General features: G+C 68.5%; 11 protein-coding genes and 1 pseudogene. 9 read left to right on the forward strand and 3 right to left on the reverse strand.

All coding sequences use genetic code 11. The features are described 5' to 3' along the window. The first annotated feature begins 143 nt into the window (after nt 1-143). The 5 genes from P0M04_RS25860 to P0M04_RS25880 are packed head-to-tail and all read left to right on the forward strand — an operon-like array spanning nt 144 to nt 5559. Entirely contained in the window at nt 144-941 is a 798-nt protein-coding gene (locus P0M04_RS25860) for a TorF family putative porin (protein ID WP_259451386.1), read from the forward strand. A gap of 14 nt (nt 942-955) precedes the next feature. Continuing rightward, on the forward strand, nt 956-2968 hold the full coding sequence (locus P0M04_RS25865; RefSeq protein ID WP_259451385.1) for a methyl-accepting chemotaxis protein: 2013 nt from the start codon (nt 956-958) through the stop codon (nt 2966-2968). 54 nt (nt 2969-3022) lie between these two features. Next, the gene (locus P0M04_RS25870; RefSeq protein ID WP_259451384.1) at nt 3023-4420 is read left to right on the forward strand and encodes an SH3 domain-containing protein; all 1398 of its coding nucleotides are present in this window, start codon (nt 3023-3025) and stop codon (nt 4418-4420) included. Between the two features lie 43 nt (nt 4421-4463). Further along, nucleotides 4464-4826: a CidA/LrgA family protein gene (locus tag P0M04_RS25875; protein ID WP_259451383.1), complete on the forward strand. Its 363-nt coding sequence runs from the start codon at nt 4464-4466 to the stop codon at nt 4824-4826. Further along, nucleotides 4819-5559: an LrgB family protein gene (locus P0M04_RS25880; RefSeq protein WP_259451382.1), complete on the forward strand. Its 741-nt coding sequence runs from the start codon at nt 4819-4821 to the stop codon at nt 5557-5559. The genes P0M04_RS25875 and P0M04_RS25880 overlap by 8 nt, the downstream gene beginning before the upstream one ends. 156 nt (nt 5560-5715) lie before the next feature. On the opposite strand, the gene P0M04_RS25885 is transcribed toward P0M04_RS25880, so the two are convergent. Then, complete coding sequence (locus tag P0M04_RS25885; RefSeq protein WP_259451381.1) at nt 5716-6300, reverse strand: hemerythrin domain-containing protein; 585 nt, start codon at nt 6298-6300, stop codon at nt 5716-5718. 342 nt (nt 6301-6642) lie between these two features. Here P0M04_RS25885 and P0M04_RS25890 point away from each other — a divergent pair, with 342 nt between their 5' ends. From P0M04_RS25890 to P0M04_RS25905, 4 genes are all read left to right on the forward strand, one after another. Continuing rightward, entirely contained in the window at nt 6643-7584 is a 942-nt protein-coding gene (locus P0M04_RS25890) for a manganese catalase family protein (RefSeq protein ID WP_259451380.1), read from the forward strand. A 489-nt stretch (nt 7585-8073) separates the two neighbouring features. Then, a complete protein-coding gene (locus P0M04_RS25895) occupies nt 8074-8604 on the forward strand; it encodes a ZIP family metal transporter (protein ID WP_281042101.1) in 531 nt (176 codons plus the stop codon). A gap of 112 nt (nt 8605-8716) precedes the next feature. Continuing rightward, nucleotides 8717-10084, forward strand: coding sequence for a family 43 glycosylhydrolase (locus P0M04_RS25900; RefSeq protein ID WP_259451379.1), 1368 nt, complete (start codon nt 8717-8719; stop codon nt 10082-10084). An 84-nt stretch (nt 10085-10168) separates the two neighbouring features. Further along, the gene (locus P0M04_RS25905) at nt 10169-13075 is read left to right on the forward strand and encodes an ATP-binding protein (RefSeq protein ID WP_259451378.1); all 2907 of its coding nucleotides are present in this window, start codon (nt 10169-10171) and stop codon (nt 13073-13075) included. A 3-nt stretch (nt 13076-13078) separates the two neighbouring features. On the opposite strand, the pseudogene P0M04_RS32955 reads toward P0M04_RS25905, so the two are convergent. Together P0M04_RS32955 and P0M04_RS25920 are read right to left on the reverse strand one after the other, a co-directional pair. Continuing rightward, nucleotides 13079-14649: pseudogene (locus tag P0M04_RS32955) on the reverse strand (EAL domain-containing protein). Nucleotides 14650-14715: 66 nt separating this feature from the next. After that, nucleotides 14716-16062 carry an MFS transporter gene (locus P0M04_RS25920; RefSeq protein ID WP_259451376.1) on the reverse strand — a complete coding sequence of 449 codons (1347 nt, stop codon included), beginning with the start codon at nt 16060-16062 and terminating at the stop codon, nt 14716-14718. Between the last annotated feature and the right edge of the window lie 152 nt (nt 16063-16214).

Raw genomic sequence — 16214 nt, forward strand, 5'->3', positions numbered from 1 at the left:
ATGTCTCATTCCCCCGCTTTCCGCAGATTTCCCACCGATTTGTAACCAAAAGCATCTGAGTCGGCACTAGAATTTCCGTACGGCATCACCGCCTACCGAAATTCAACATCGGCCCGACCGCCGAACTACCGACTCCAGAGACCATGAGCACCCGACACCGCCCGGCCATGCGGCCGACCCGGCGCCTTGCCCCGTTGACCTTTTTGCTGCTGGCCGCTGCCTCGTCCGCGCATGCCGACGACACCGACAACCCGCTGAGCGCGACGGTGTCCGTCAGCTCGCAATACATCTCGCGCGGCATCCGCCAGACGTGGGGCGGGCCGGCCGCGATGGCCGGCGTCGACTATGCGCATCCGAGCGGCTGGTCGGCCGGCACGTCCGTCATCAACGTCAGCGACAAGTTCATCGAAGGCGGCACCGTGGAATGGGACCTGTACGGCGGCTACAGCGGCAGTACGGGCCCCGTCGGCTGGTCCGCGATGGTCTACTGGTACAAATACCCGGGCGCGCGCATCAGCGCGACGGATACCTCGTTCGACTACGGCGAACTGTCCGCCGGCCTCACGTGGAAGACGCTGTACGCCCGCTACAACTACACGTTCAGCCGCGACTTCTTCGGCATCACGAATGCCCGCGGCACCGGCTACGTGGACGTCGGCGCCGACCAGCCGCTCACGAAGTCGCTGACGCTGAACCTGCACGCCGGCGACGGCCGCGTGGCCGGAAGCGGCAACGGCATCTGGGACTGGCGCGACCTGAAGGCCGGCCTCACGCACAAGCTCGAAGACGGCTGGACCGTCGCCCTGAACTACACCCGCGCCATCGGCGCGACCGGCATCTACAAGAGCTACACGACGGGCGTGCCGCGCGCCGACGGCCGCCTGGCCGTGTCGAACGTCGCGCGCCGCGCCGTCGTGCTGTCGCTGACCCGCAAATTCTGAATCGAGGAAAAACAATGAGTCGAAATCCTTTCGCACTGCATAAGCTGTCGCTCACGGCGAAAATCTGCGCGACGGCCACCACGCTCGTCGTGCTGAGCCTCGCGGTCACGTCGGCCGTCATCGCCGTACGCAGCAGCGATACCGCCGAGGACGCGAGCATGCACCAGGCCCGCACGTCCGCGCGCGAAGCCGCTTCCGCGGTGCAGGCGCAGATCGGCACCAAGCTGGGCGCCGTCACCAACCTGGCCGCGGGCATGAGCGCGCTGCGCGAAGCGGACATCGCGCCGTCGCGGCCGCAGGTCGCCGCGATGACGCAGGCCACGCTGCGCAGCTCGGGCGATTTCATCGGCAGCGCCGTGACCTTCGAACCGAATGCACTGGACGGCAAGGACGCCGACTTCGCCGGCAAGGCCCCGGAGTACGATGCGACCGGCCGCTACATGCCGTACTACACCCGCAACGCGGACGGCACCGTGCACGTGGAGCCGATCGTGTTCCCCACCACGCCGGGCGCCAACGACTGGTACGACATCCCCAAGGCCACCCGCAAGGTATTCTTCACGGAGCCGTACTCGTATCCCGTCAACGGCAAGGACATCATGATGGCGTCGCTGGTGGCGCCCATCCTCGTCAAGGGCGAGTTCCGCGGCACGGCCAGCGCCGACTTCCAGCTGACGCACCTGGGCGAGATCCTCGGCAAGATCAAGGTCGTCGACGGCGGCCGCCTGTCGCTCCTCTCGAACGGCGGCCTGTATGCGAGCCATCCGGACGCGGGCAAGACCGGCAAGAAGGCCGACGACCTGCCGCCCGCCGCGCTGGCGGCCGTGCGCGCCGGCGAGACCTATGAGTACATCGACAAGGCCGGCATCGTGCACCTGCTGCAGCCGCTGCGCCTGCATCCGGACATCGCGCCGTGGGCCGTCAAACTGTCGTTCCCGCACGCCGTCGCGACGGCCAGCGCGCGCCAGCTGATGGGCTATTCGCTGTTCGCGTCGCTGGTCTGCGCCGTCGTGGCCGCCATCGTGATGGTCACCGTGCAGCGCCGCCTGACCCGCCCGCTGCGTGTCCTCGGCGCCACCATGACTGACCTCGCCAGCGGTAACGCCGACCTGAACGCCCGCCTGGACGCGAAGGGCAGCGACGAGCTGGCCCTGATCGCCGCCGGTTTCAACGGCTTCGTCACCAAGATCCAGGAAGTGCTGGTGCAGGTGCGCGCAAGCGCGGGCAGCGTCGCCGCCGCGAGCGTCGAGATCAGCCAGGGCAACATGGACCTGTCGGGCCGCACCGAGCAGCAGGCGGGCGCGCTGGAAGAGACGGCCGCGTCGATGGAGCAGCTGACGTCCACCGTCAAGCAGAACGCCGACAATGCGCGCCAGGCCAACCAGCTCGCCTTGTCCGCATCGGAAACGGCGCGCCGCGGCGGTGCCGTCGTGGCCGAAGTCGTGGAGACGATGGCCGCGATCGACGTCGCGTCGCGCAAGGTGGTCGACATCATCGGCGTCATCGACAGCATCGCCTTCCAGACCAATATCCTCGCGCTGAACGCAGCCGTCGAAGCGGCGCGCGCCGGCGAGCAGGGACGCGGCTTCGCCGTCGTCGCGTCGGAAGTGCGGGGCCTGGCCCAGCGCAGCGCCGGCGCCGCGAAGGAGATCAAGGCCCTGATCGGCGACGCGTCCGGCAAGGTCGAAGCGGGCAGCGCGCTCGTGCAGGACGCGGGCCGCACGATGGCCGACGTCGTCGCCAGCGTGCGCCGCGTGAGCGACATCGTGGCCGAGATCTCGGCCGCCAGCGCGGAGCAGAGCACGGGCATCGGCCAGGTCAACCAGGCCATCGTGCAGATGGACGGCACGACGCAGCAGAACGCGGCCCTCGTCGAAGAGGCGGCCGCCGCGGCGGACAGCCTGCAGCAACAGGCCGACCTGCTCGTGTCGCTGGTGGGCCAGTTCAGGCTCGAGGGCGAAGCCGCACCCGCGGCACGTCCGGCCGGCGCCAGCCGGACCCCGATCAAGGCCCTCGCTGCCGCGTAAACCGCGAAGCTGGGCTACACTGCCGGATCCACGATCCGGAAGTAGGCCCAGCACATGAAAGCAGCGCATCTCCTGGCCGCAGTCGCATGCGGCCTCGTTTTTTCGGCCGGCGCCTTTGCCGCCCCGCCGGCCGTATCGACCGCCGGCATCCTCGCCTTCGACGAGGCGATGCTGTCCCCCGACTACTGGATCCGGCGCGCGCCGCAACCGGACGCCGTGCTGCTGGACGCCCGCGCGACCGCCGCGCAGCGCGCCGCCGCGTATGCGCCCGGCGGCGGGTTCGTCGACGTCCGCAAACTTTCCGCGACACTCACGCGCGACCAGGTGCTCGACTGGATCCGCGGCGCGGAGCAGCAGACGCCCGTCAAGCTCGCGGTCGACGACACCGGCCGCCCCGTCGGTCCGGACACGCTGCAGCTTCTGCGCGACGCGACGGCCGCCGGCCAGGTCCCGGCCATGGCCCCCGCGCGCTACGGCCTCGCGGTGCGCCGCGCGCCGATGCGCACCTACCCGAGCGACCGCGTGTTCTACGCGAGCCTCGATCAAACGGATTACGAAAGCCTCACGGCCGGCACCCTGTTCCCGGGTGAACCCGTGCTCGTCGCACACACGAGCGCCGATGGCCGCTGGCTGCTCGCGGTGACGACGCAGGGCCCGGCGTGGGTGCACACGGGCGACATCGCCATCGGTCCCGCGGAGACGGTGTTCGCGTACGCGGCATTGCCGCCGGGCCGCGTCGTCACGGGCGACCATGTGCACACGGTCTTCACGCCGGAGGCGCCGGCGCTGTCGCAACTGGATCTCGACATGGGCGTGGCCCTGCCGCGCGCCGACGTGCCGCCCGACCAACCCGTCAACGGCGCGAGTCCGTACGCGTCGTGGGCAGTGCAACTGCCGGTGCGCCAGGCCGACGGCTCGCTGGCCATCCGGCCGGCGCTGATCCGCCGCGGCGCCGACACGGCGCCGGGCTACCTGCCTCTGACACGCGCCAACATCATCCGGCAGTCCTTCAAGCTGCTCGGCGAGCGGTACGGGTGGGGCCACCAGTTCGACGCGCGCGACTGCAGCGGCCTGGTCGCCGAAACCTACCGCACCATGGGCCTCCTGCTGCAGCACAGCTCCGGGCTGCAGGGAACGTCGACGGCGCTGAAGCACCGCACGTTCACGGCGGCGGACACGCACGACGCGCGCGTCAAAGCGGTGCGGGAGGCGCAGGTGGGCGATCTCGTCGTCGTGCCGGGACACGTGCTGATGATCGTCGGCCACGTGAACGGCGAACCGTACGTGATCCAGGACGTGCCGTATGCCGTCTTCAAGGACCCGGCGACGGGCGCGCTGCGCAGGACGAAGCTGAACCAGGTGGCCGTGACGCCGCTGCTGCCGCTGTATGCCGACGACGAGAAGACCTACGTGGATGCGATGACGAGTCTCGCGCAGCCGACGCGACGCTGAGCCGGGTGCTATCCTTCGGTGAACCATCATCGAAGGAGGTCGCTTGCTGCTCGCGTTTGCCGTATTGCTCGTTTTCCAGTGTCTGGGAGAGGGGCTCGTTTTCCTGTTCGGACTACCTGTGCCGGGTCCCGTGGCCGGCATGCTGCTGTTGCTGGCGGCGCTCGTCGCGTTCCCGCGCCTGCATGACACCGTGGAGGCGGGCGCGAACGAGCTGCTGCGCCATCTGTCGCTGCTGTTCGTGCCGGCCGGCGTCGGGATCATCGTGGCGGCGGCGAGCGGCAGCGGGCACTGGCTCGCGATCTGCGCGGCCGTCGTCGGCAGCACCTTGCTGACCCTTGCCGTGACGGCGCTCGTGCTGCGCGCCCTCACGCCGGCCCACAGGCCCGGGGAGGGCGGCGATGTTTAAGTTCGAGGAACTCGGCCACTTCTGGGTCTACCTGTCGGCGTCGCCACTGCTGGGCCTCACGATCACGCTGTGCGCCTACGTGTTCGCGCAATGGGTCTACGCGCGCTGCGGATTTTCTCCGCTCGCCAACCCCGTCGCCATCGCCATCGCGCTCGTGAGCCTCGTGCTGGCGGCCAGCGGCATGTCGTACCAGCGCTATTTCGCGGGCGCGCAATTCGTCCACTTCCTGCTCGGTCCCGCGACCGTCGCCCTGGCCGTGCCGCTCGCGCGCCAGATGCCGCGCCTGCGCCGCAGCCTGTTCCCGCTCGCGTGCGCGCTGCTGTCCGGGTGCGTGACGGCCATCGTCAGCGCCGTCGGCATCGCCGTGCTGATGGGCGCCTCGCCCGAACTGGCGCGCTCGCTGGGCCCGAAATCGGCCACGACGCCCATCGCCATGGCCGTGTCCGAGCACCTGGGCGGCGTGCCGGCGCTGACGGCCGTCCTGGTGATCGGCACGGGCATCTTCGGCGCCGTCACGGCGCGCTTTCTGATGAACGCCCTGCGCATCGACTCGCACGCGGCGCGCGGCCTCGCGCTGGGCGTCGCGTCGCACGGCATCGGGACGGCGCGCGCGTTCCAGGTCAGCCCGGAGATGGGCGCCTATGCGGGGCTCGGCATGGGCATCAACGGCGTGCTCACGGCGTTGCTGGCGCCCTGGCTCGTGCCTTTGCTGCTGCGCTGGATGGGACAGTAGGTTGGGAAGATAAAAGAAGCCCGCAACCACGCGCGGACGCGATTGCGGGCGGGGCAGGCGCGCGGAACGCCGTGCCGGGGGAGCGCAGGCGGCTTGCGCCGCTGCGGTGAAACTGGGGACGCGCAGGCGGCTTGCGCCCCCTGCGGAAAACCGGTGCTACGCGTGCGAAGGCTTGCGTGTAAAGGCGCGGGCCGCGAACAGCGCGCTGGCCACGCCGACGACGATGGCGGCCGTGCTGCCCGAGAAGCCGACGGCCGTGTTGGCCGCGATCTTGCCGGCTTTCGGCGTCACCAGTTCCAGGCGCCGCTTCGTCATCTGGGCACCCAGCTCGGACAGGCGCTCCTTGCTGAGCGTCTGCTCGGCTTCCGGCAGCAACACGGTTTCCTCGTCGGCCACGTGGTGCTGCACGTCGCGCATCAGTTCGAAGACGAGCTCGTCGTGGCGCGGTGATTTCGGGTCGGTGCGGCGCAGTTCCGAGATCACGCTGCGCATTTCGTCATGTTCCGGCTCGCTCTTGTCCATCACCTTCTGGTCGTGGGCGCGCGGGCGCATGACGGGATAGAAGATTTCCTCTTCCAGCGTGGCATGAATTTCCAGCGCGTCGCAGATCGTTTCCGCCAGCGCCTTCTTGACGCTGGCGCGCTTGTCGCGGGTGTACTGGTGGAACGTCACCATCACATGCGAGTGATCGAAGCGGATCATGTCGGTGATGGACGGACTCAAATTTTTCAGGGAAAACATGATCGTCTCCTGTTGGCTGTGGGGTAGCGATATGACCATGTTAGTGCCGACGCTAGAGCTGCCGCGTAGGAGGGCGCCGCACGGTCTTGTCGGCCGATGACGCACGGGCTGTCAGGCCCAGACTGGCAGTCTCTCGACTGTTTCCGCCTGTTCAGAATCTCACGGAGCTCGACAGGATGTCGCCTGTACTCCTACACAGACACGGCTTCGTTTCTGATTACTCGGCGCCGCAACGCTGCCAAGATGGCATCGACCGGTCGCGCCACGGCGCGTCCGTTTGTCCGCGCGGTAACGCAAGACGCGTTCCGCGCGGCCATCCAATCACACACTGGAGGAATCGGAATGTTTGCACATAACAAACGCCTGCAGTACACCGTGCGTGTCAGTGAACCGAACCCGGGGCTGGCCAACCTGATGCTCGAACAGTTCGGCGGGCCGCAGGGCGAGCTGGCCGCAGCCATGCGTTACTTCACGCAGGCGGTCAGCGAGGACGATCCGGGCCGCAAGGACATGCTGTTCGACATCGCGACGGAAGAACTGAGCCACCTCGAGGTGATCGGCCACATCGTCGCCATGCTCAACAAGGGCGCCAAGGGCGACCTGGCCGAAGCCGTCGACAGCGAAGCCGATCTGTACAAGAAGATCCAGGGTGCGGGCAACGACAGCCACGTGACCCAGGTGCTGTACGGCGCCGGCACGCCGCTGGTCAATTCGGCGGGCGTGCCGTGGACGGCTGCGTACATCGACACGATTGGCGAGCCGACGGCCGACCTCCGCTCCAACATCGCCGCCGAGGCGCGCGCCAAGATCGTCTACGAGCGCCTGATCGCGCTGACCGACGACCCGGGCGTGAAAGAGGCGCTGGGCTTCCTCATGACGCGCGAGATCGCGCACCAGAAGTCGTTCGAGAAGGCGCTGTACTCGATCCAGCCGAACTTCCCGTCCGGGAAGATGCCGGGCGACCCGCGCTTCGCCAACACCTACTTCAACATGTCGCAGGGTCCGGGCGAGATGCGCGGCTCCTGGAACCAGGGCGAGAACTGGGACTTCGTCACGGACCGCGAGAAGCAGATGGCCGTCGACGGCGGCACGGGCGAGGCCGAAGTCAGGCTGCCGGCGAAGGAAGTCGACCTGCTCAAGCAGATGGCCGAGCGCACGATGTCCGACCCGAACGTCGATCCGCAGACAGGTGCGGAGCTGGGCATGGGTAACCAGACGCTGGCTGACGGCATGACCGTGCAGCCGGGTACGCAGCCGAGCCCGGGGGCGCCGAAGCTTCACTGACCGTCATCCCCGCGAAAGCGGGGATCCATACTGAATCGATCAGGACGCTCAGCATGGGTTCCCGCGTGCGCGGGAACGACGGGTCGTTCTTTTACTGAGCCCGCGCATGGAATCACCCTTGACCAAACAACCCGCACTGTCCTGGATGCTGCGCCCCCGCCGCCTCGCCGGCTGCGCCGTCTGCCTCCTCGGCTGCGCGGTCCTCATCTTCACGGGCTTCGGCTATCTGGCCGGCCTCCTGCAGGACGTCCCGCACGTGCGCGGTGCGCTGGTCGGCGGCGCCACCGCGGCCGCCGCCACGGCGCTCGGTACCCTGCCTATCCTGCTGTCCCAGAATTTTTCCAGTCGCACCTACGACTGCTTCCTCGGCTTCGGCGGCGGCGTGATGCTGGGTGCGACCGCTTTCTCGCTCGTGATCCCCGCACTCGCCGCGGCAAAGACGGGCGGGGCGGGCAACTGGGGGCGAGCCTGTCCGTCGGCGCCGGCATCATGGCCGGCGCGGCGCTGCTGCTCGTCCTCGACCGCTGCATTTCCACCGACGGGATCCTCGCCCACGACGATCCACGCACAGCCCACTCCCTCAAGCGCGCCTGGATGTTCGTATGGGCCGTCGCACTTCACAACCTGCCGGAAGGTCTCGCGATTGGCGTCGCGTATGCAGGCGTCGACGTCGACAAGGCCAATTCGCTCGCGACCGGCATCTCGATCCAGGACGTGCCGGAAGGTCTCGTTGTCGCGCTGGCCCTGCGCACCGTCGGCTATGGACGGGGCCTGTCGGCGGCGCTGGGCGTCGCGTCCGGACTGATCGAACCGGTGGCCGCCGTCGCGGGCGCCGTCCTGATCGGCATCTCCGCCGGCCTGCTGCCGTTCGCGCTGGCCGCCGCGGCGGGCGCGATGCTGTTCGTGATCGTCAACGACGTCGTGCCGGAAGCGCAGCAGAACGGCAACGGCACCTGGGCCAGCGTGGCCCTCGTCGGCGGCTTCATCCTCATGACGGTGCTCGACACGGCGCTCGGCTGATACCGAAATCGCAATCGCCTGGCTGTTTTATTTCATTGGTGGCGCCCACCCGTATTGCCTAAGCTGGTGGCGGGTTCAACCCATCCATACATATAAAACACAGGAGACTCACATGTTCAAGAAGCTGCTGGCAGCGTGCTGCCTCGCGCTCGGCTGCGCCTCGGCCGGGGCCATCGACCTGCTGGGCGTGCAGAACGCCCACGACCCGGGCACCATCACCAAGGACGGCGACACGTACTTCAACTTCACGACCGGCACCGGCATCTGGTACTCCACGTCGAAGGACCTCAAGACGTGGGCGGCGGGCCCGGCGCCCGTGTTCGCGACCCCGCCGGCCTGGGTCACGCAAAAGATCCCGAATTTCTCCGGCTCGTACTGGGCGCCGGACGTGATCCAGATGAACGGCTATTACTACCTGTACTACTCGGTGTCGTCGTTCGGCACGTCGTCGTCCGCGATCGGCGTGGCGCGCAGTCTCTCCTTGAAGAACCCGAGCTGGCAAGACCTCGGCATCGTCGTGCAATCGTATGGCGGCAGCGCGGAGATCAATGCCATCGACCCCGCGCTGTTCCGCGACCACGACGGCAAGGTCTACCTGAGCTACGGCTCGTTCTTCGGCGGCATCGGACTGGCCGAGATCGACCAGTCCACCGGCAAGCTGGCCGGCAGCGTGACGACGATCTGGGGCGGCGGCGGCAAGGACATCGAGGCGCCGTACATCACGCGCGACGGCGGCTATTATTACCTGTTCGTGAACCGCGGCAGCTGCTGCCACGGCGCCGATTCCACCTATTACGTCGAAGTGCAGCGCGCGACGAACATCCGGGGCCCGTACTCCGGCACGCGTACGATCCTCCCGGTCACCGACGGCAAGTACCGGGGCCCCGGCCACATCGCGGACCTGCGCCAGGACGGCTGCCATTTCGTCTCCACGCACTACTACGACCTGACCGACAACGGCAACGCGAAGCTGGACATCCAGCGCATGACGTACAGTGCCGGCTGGCCGGTCCTGACCCGCAACTTCACGGACTTCGCGGGCTGCGGCGGCATCAGCGACGGCGTCTACGCGTTCAAGTCGCGCCTGTCGGGCAAGGTAACGGGCGTGGCGGGTGCGTCGACCGCGGACGGCGCCCTCGTGCAGCAGGCGACGGACACGAACGCGCGCCACCAGCAGTGGTACGTGATCGGCCACGGCGACGGGTACTACAGCGTCATCAACGCCAACAGCCTGCGGAGCCTGGACGACTACAATAACTCCACGACGGCCGGCACGAATATCGCCCAGTGGGGCTACTGGGCGGGGCAGGGACAGCAATGGCGCTTCGCCAGCCCGGCAGCCGGCTACTATACGGTCGCGAACCAGCTCTCCGGCATGGTGCTGGACGTGCAGAACAAGAGCACGGCCGATGGCGCGCAGATCATCCAGTATCCGTCCAACGGCGGCACCAACCAGCAGTGGTCGCTGATCCGAAAATAGCGCGGCCGGGCGGCAGGGCGCACGCGTGTGACGTGCGCCCGATGCGCTGTGGTACATTGTTGCCAATCCGCACGGCAATCCTTCATGACCACAGCACAACCCCTTTGTTCCTGGCCCGAGGCGACCCGCCTGGCCGCGCTCGACCGTTACGGCATTCTCGACACGCCGACGGAAGCGGCCTTCGATGCCATCGTCCGCCTGCTGGCCGACCTGTTCGACGCACCGATTGCCGCCGTCAACCTGATCGCCGGCAACCGCCAGTGGTTCAAGGCGGAGATCGGCCTGGGCGTGCGCCAGATGCCGCTGGACGACTCCATCTGCAAGTTCGCGCTGCTGGAAGACAGCGTGATGGTCGTCCCGGACACGACCTGCGACACCCGGTTCGCCTGCAATCCCCTCGTGACCGGCCAGCCCGGCTTGCGCTTCTACGCGGGCGCGCTGCTGCGCACGCCGGAAGGCATCCCGCTTGGCACGTTGTGCATCCTCGACCTGCGCCCGCGCCCTGAAGGGATCACCGTGCAGCAGCGCCTTGCCCTGCGCACCCTGGGCGACCAGGTGATGACCCTGATGGAACTGCGCCGCGCGGAACACGAGCGGCACACGGCCGAACAGGCGCTGCGCCGCACGCGCGCGGAACTGGACGAGACCCGCAACACGGCACGCGCCTTGCGCAACCGCCTGGACGCGTTGCTGGCCGCGGCGCCGGTCGGCATCAGTTATGCGGACCGTGACGGCAAGCTCGTCCTGTGCAACGACGAGCTGGAACGGCTGTGGGGCGACTATCCGCGCTCGTCGAACGTGGCCGAATACGCGGACTGGAAAGGGTGGTGGGCCGACCATTCGGAACGCCACGGCCGTCCCGTCGCGCCCGAGGAATGGGCGCAGGCCCGCGCGCTGCGCGGCGAGCGGGCCGATGGCGACGTCATCGAGATCGAGCCGTTCGACACCCCGGGTCGGCGCCGCACGGTGATCCTGCGCGCGGCACCCGTGCTCGGGCCGAACGGCGACATCGCCGGTTCCGTCACCGCCGTCATGGACATCACAAACCAGGTGCATACGGAAAGCACGGCGCAGGCCTGGCGCGCGCGCCTGGAAGCGATCCTCGAGGCGGGCGAGATCGGCACGTGGGTACTGGACCTCAGGACGGGCAAGGTGCACGCGGACGCGAACGTGGCCGCCATGTTCTCCGTGGCGCCGGGCCTGGACCCGGGCGGCGCCCCGCTCGACGCCTACCTGCAAGCCATCCACCCGGACGACGTCGACACCGTGCGCGGGAGCCTGGAGCGCGCGGTGGCGGCGCGCGAGCCGCACCAGGTCGTGCATCGCGTGCTGGCCCGCGACGGTGCTGTCCGGACGGTCAATGCGCGCGGCCGCGTGGAAGTCGACGAGTCCGGGACGCCCGTGCGCATGGCCGGCGTCGTGTTCGACATCTCGCGCCAGGCGGCGGCGGAAGCGGACCTGCGCAACAGCGAGTCGGCGCGGCGCGCGGGCGAGCAGCGCTACCGCACCGTGCTGGAATCGATCGACGTGGGCTTCTGCATCATCGAGATGATGTTCGACGCCGCCGGCGAGCCTTGCGACTACCGCATGCTCGAAGTGAACCCCGCGTTCGTGCGGCACACAGGGCTCGTCGACGCGGCCGGCAAGACGATCCGCGAACTGGTGCCGACGCACGATATCCGCTGGTCGCGCATCTATGGCCGCGTGGCGAAGACGGGCCTGCCCGTGCGCATCGAACAATACACGGCCAACCTCGGACGCTGGCTGGACGTGTACGCGGCGCGCCTGGGCGATGCCGACAGCCGCCAGGTCGCCATCTTCCTGCGCGACGTGACGGAGGAGCGCGCCCGCAGCGAGACCCTGCGCGACCTCGCGGACAACCTCGCCGAGGCGAACCGGCGCCAGTCCGAATTCCTCGCCACGCTCGCGCACGAGCTGCGCAACCCGCTGGCCCCCGTCCGCACGGGCCTGGACCTGCTGCGCATCGGCGCCGACAAGCCGGACGTGCTCGCGCGCGTGCGGCCGATGATGGAGCGCCAGGTGAACCACCTCGTGCACCTCGTCGACGACCTGCTCGACCTGGCGCGCATCAACAGCGGCAAGGTCGAACTGAAGAAGGCCGTCGTGCCGCTGAAGGACGTCGTGCTGCGCGCGATCGAGATGACCCTGCCCGTGATCGAGGCGAAGCGCCACGACTTCCACGTCGATGTGGGCGACGAACCCCTTGCCGTCCATGCGGACGCCACGCGCCTGTCCCAGGTGATCGGCAACCTGCTGACCAATGCGGCCAAGTACACGCCGGAGGGCGGCAGCGTCGGCCTCGGCGTGCGCCGCGCCGGGAATCGCGTCCGTATCGAAGTCGCGGACAGCGGCATCGGCATCCCGAAAGCGGCGCTGCCGCGCATCTTCGACATGTTTACGCAGGTGGGGCGCCATCCCGAACAGGAATCCGGCGGCCTGGGCATCGGCCTGCATCTCGTGCGCCAGATGACGGAACTGCACGGCGGTTCCGTGCGCGCCGACAGCGCGGGTCCGGGCAAGGGCAGTACGTTCGTCGTCGAACTGCCGCTGGCCACCGGCGCGCAGCCGGCCGCGCAGCACACGGACGACGGCGCGGGACGGGCCACGGCCGGCCTGCGCATCCTCGTCGCGGACGACAACGCGGATGCGGCCGAGCTGCTGCGCGAACTGCTGGCGCGGCATGGGCACACGGTCGACGTGGTCGGCAACGGCCACGCGGCGCTGGAAGCGGCGGCGCGGGTAAATCCCGACGTGGCGTTACTGGATATCGGCATGCCGGGCCTGAACGGCCACGACGTCGCGCGCCGCCTGCGCGCGCAGCCGGGCACGCGCGCGACCCGGCTCGTGGCGTTGTCCGGCTGGGGCACGGATGCCGATCGGGCCCGCTCGGCGGACGCCGGCTTCGACTGCCACCTCACCAAGCCCGTCGAGCTGCAGGCGCTGCTCGACATCGTGGCCGGCCGGCGCTGACGTTCAGCCCCGGACTGGCCGGCGTGCGTATGACGTCAGCCTGGCGACGTCGGCGAACGACATCGGCTTGCCGTACAGCCAACCTTGCGCATAATGCACGCCGTGCGTGCGCAGGAACTCGGCCTGGGCTTCGCTTTCGACGCCTTCGGCGATCATCCTGAGGTCGAGCGTGCGCGCCATCGCCATGATGTGGCCGACGACCTGGCTCGTGGGCGCGCCGGTGCCGATCGCTTCGATGAACGAGCGATCGATCTTGAGGAAATCGAGGTCCAGGGTTTCGAGGTACGACAGGCTCGAGTAGCCGGTGCCGAAGTCGTCGATGGCGACGTCGATGCCGCGGTCGCGCAGGGCCGCGATCACGGCCCGCGCCGAGTCGAGGTGGAGGAAGCCCCGTTCCGTGATCTCGACGATCAGGTTCGTCGGCCGCGCACCCGTGCGCGCCAGCAGCGCATCGATCCGCTCGACGACCGCGCACGACCGCAGGTCGGCGGGCGACAGGTTGATCCCGATATGGAAGTCGGGGTGGCGGGCGAGGAAGTCGCCGGCGTCGCGTTCGACCAGGTCCAGCACGCGCGCCGTCACGCGCGTGATCAGGCTCGTCTGCTCGGCCACGGGAATGAACAGGTCGGGGCCGACATCTTCCCCGCTCGGGGTTGCCAGCGCAGCAGGGCCTCGGCGCCGACGCACGCGCCGCTGCGCATGTCGATCAGCGGCTGGTACAGCAGGTAAAATTCGCCGCGGCGCAGGGCGCTGCGCAGCGCCGACGTCATCGACATCCGCTGGCGTGCCAGCAGCAGGATCGCGGCGGCCGCCGCCAGTCCGCCGAACAGGCCGGCCGGGACCAGGCGGCGCGTCGTCGCGGCGACGCGCTCGTGCAGGTAGCGGGCCGGCACGGCGGCCACGGCGACCGTCGTGACGAAACGCCGCGAGCGGACGAGCGCCACGAGGCGGTCGCCGGCGACGAAGGTGGTCTCGCCGCGGGCGCCGACGCGGTCCATCCAGGCCGGATCGACTGGGCCGCGCGCCATCACCGCGCGCCGGCCTTCCAGGTGCAGCACGCCGAGCGCGACGTCCGGCACGGCGGTCCAGATGTCGAGCGGCAGGTCGCGGTGCACGACGACGATCACGCCCTCGCGTGCGAGGCCGATCAGCGGATTGCGGCCGCCGGCGACGAGCGGCACGGCGTCGTACACGGCCACGTCGCGCGACGTGTGGAACGCCTCCCGGTTGAGGTGGACGGGCGGGCCGCCCTGCGACGAACATTCCATGGTGTCGCCGTTCAGGTGGCCGACGGCCTGGATGTAGGTGGAGGTCAGGTCGATTTCGCGCATTGCGGCGCGGGCGGCGTCCGAACATGAGGCGAGCCCCGCGCGCCGCAGCTGCGAGATCGCTTCCATTGCCTGGCGCGCCGTCTCGTCGGTACGGTGCAGCACGTCGCGCGCATAGTTGAGCGCCAGTTCCGCTTCCGCATCGTACGCCTGGCGTCGCGCCTCGTGCAGGGCGATCCAGGGCGGGCCGCCCGCCGCCAGGGCCGCGGCCAGCAGGGTCAGCGCGAAGGTTGCCCGCGTACGCATCCGTCACCGTCGATTAAAAAAAGCCCCGGGGATACCGGGGCTTGAGCTCTGCTATCTATATAGGGTTCAGTTGCGGATCTCGAGCGCCCGGTTCAGGCTGAGCGCGGCCAGCGAGCCGACGGCGCCGGACAGCAGGTACAGGCTGACGTAACCTAGGCCGAAGTTGGCGGCCAGGCCCAGCGCGACGAGCGGGGCGAACGCGGCGCCCACGAGCCAGGCGAGGTCCGACGTGAGGGCCGCGCCCGTGTAGCGGTATTGCGGCAGGAAGTTCGACGTCACGGCGCCGGCGGCCTGGCCGTACGAGAGGCCCAGCAGCAGGAAGCCCACCAGGATGAACGTGTTCTGGCCGGTCACGCCGCCATCCATCAGCGTCGGGATGAAGCCGGAGAACAGGGCGATCAGCGCGGCGAGAGTGCCCAGCGTGTTGCGGCGGCCGAACTTGTCGGCGATGAGGCCCGACGCCAGGACGCCCACGATGCCGAGCCCCGCGCCCATCATCTGGACTTCGAGGAATTGCGACATCGAGCGGGTATCGTACAGCTGGATCCACGACAGCGGGAACACGGTCACCAGGTGGAACAGGGCATAGCTGGCCAGGGCGGCGAGGGCGCCGATGACGATGTTCGTGCCCTGGTTGCCGATCACTTCGCGGGCCGGGGCCGGGTCCAGCTCGTGCTCGTCGAGCAGGTGGGTATAGTCCGGCGTCGAAACGAGGCGCAGGCGGGCGAACAGGGCGACGACGTTGATCGCGAAGGCGACATAGAACGGATAGCGCCAGCCCCACACGAGGAAATCGTCCTGCGACAGCTCGGCCATCAGGTACGAAAACAGGCCCGCCGCGATGATGAATCCCGTTGGTGCGCCAAGTTGTCCCAACATGGCGTACCATCCTCGCTTGTTTTGCGGCGCGTTCAGCGCGAGCAGCGACGGCAGCCCGTCCCACGACCCGCCCTGGGCGACGCCCTGGCCGATGCGCAGGATGGCGAGGGCGACGATGGACCACTCGCCCCAGCGGGAATAGGTGGGCAGCATCGAGATGGCGACCGTGGCGGAACCCATCAGGAAGAGGGCGATGGTCAGCTTGATCTCGCGACTGTAATGACGCTGGATGACCATGAAGACCAGCGACGCGACCGGCCTTGCCACATAGGCCAGCGCGAAGATGGCAAAAGAATAAAGCGTACCTTCGAGCCGGTCCGCGAACGGGAAGAACACGGCGGGGAATACGAGCACCGAAGCGATCGCGTAAACGAAGAAGTCGAAGTATTCGGAAGCGCGGCCGATGACGACGCCGACCGCGATCTCGCCAGGGGCGATTTTCGTGTCGCGGCTGTTGATGTTCCGGGCCCCGGAGTGGGGTGCTGTGATTGGAGCGGCTCCTACGCCGCCGTACGTGTTCGGGGTGCCTTGCATGTTCTTCGTCTCCTTTTCTAAGCCAACGGCCGTTCGGACCCACAAAAATATGCTGCAACACGGAAAGGGTAGGACAAAACGTCCAATCGCCAAACGCACGCCGTTGGCGTTACATTAGCATGTTATTTTTCCCATGTAACGTAAAACACAAG

The organism is Telluria mixta (genome assembly GCF_029223865.1).
In the GTDB taxonomy this organism is placed as follows: domain Bacteria; phylum Pseudomonadota; class Gammaproteobacteria; order Burkholderiales; family Burkholderiaceae_D; genus Telluria; species Telluria mixta.

Excerpts from the sequence above, each read along its gene's own strand:
- P0M04_RS25860 (WP_259451386.1), top strand. The coding sequence starts at position 144 with ATGAGCACCCGACACCGCCCGGCCATGCGGCCGACCCGGCGCCTTGCC.
- P0M04_RS25865 (WP_259451385.1), top strand. The coding sequence starts at position 956 with ATGAGTCGAAATCCTTTCGCACTGCATAAGCTGTCGCTCACGGCGAAA.
- P0M04_RS25870 (WP_259451384.1), top strand. The coding sequence starts at position 3,023 with ATGAAAGCAGCGCATCTCCTGGCCGCAGTCGCATGCGGCCTCGTTTTT.
- P0M04_RS25880 (WP_259451382.1), top strand. The coding sequence starts at position 4,819 with ATGTTTAAGTTCGAGGAACTCGGCCACTTCTGGGTCTACCTGTCGGCG.
- P0M04_RS25885 (WP_259451381.1), bottom strand. The coding sequence starts at position 6,300 with ATGTTTTCCCTGAAAAATTTGAGTCCGTCCATCACCGACATGATCCGC.
- P0M04_RS25890 (WP_259451380.1), top strand. The coding sequence starts at position 6,643 with ATGTTTGCACATAACAAACGCCTGCAGTACACCGTGCGTGTCAGTGAA.
- P0M04_RS25895 (WP_281042101.1), top strand. The coding sequence starts at position 8,074 with ATGGCCGGCGCGGCGCTGCTGCTCGTCCTCGACCGCTGCATTTCCACC.
- P0M04_RS25900 (WP_259451379.1), top strand. The coding sequence starts at position 8,717 with ATGTTCAAGAAGCTGCTGGCAGCGTGCTGCCTCGCGCTCGGCTGCGCC.
- P0M04_RS25905 (WP_259451378.1), top strand. The coding sequence starts at position 10,169 with ATGACCACAGCACAACCCCTTTGTTCCTGGCCCGAGGCGACCCGCCTG.
- P0M04_RS25920 (WP_259451376.1), bottom strand. The coding sequence starts at position 16,062 with ATGCAAGGCACCCCGAACACGTACGGCGGCGTAGGAGCCGCTCCAATC.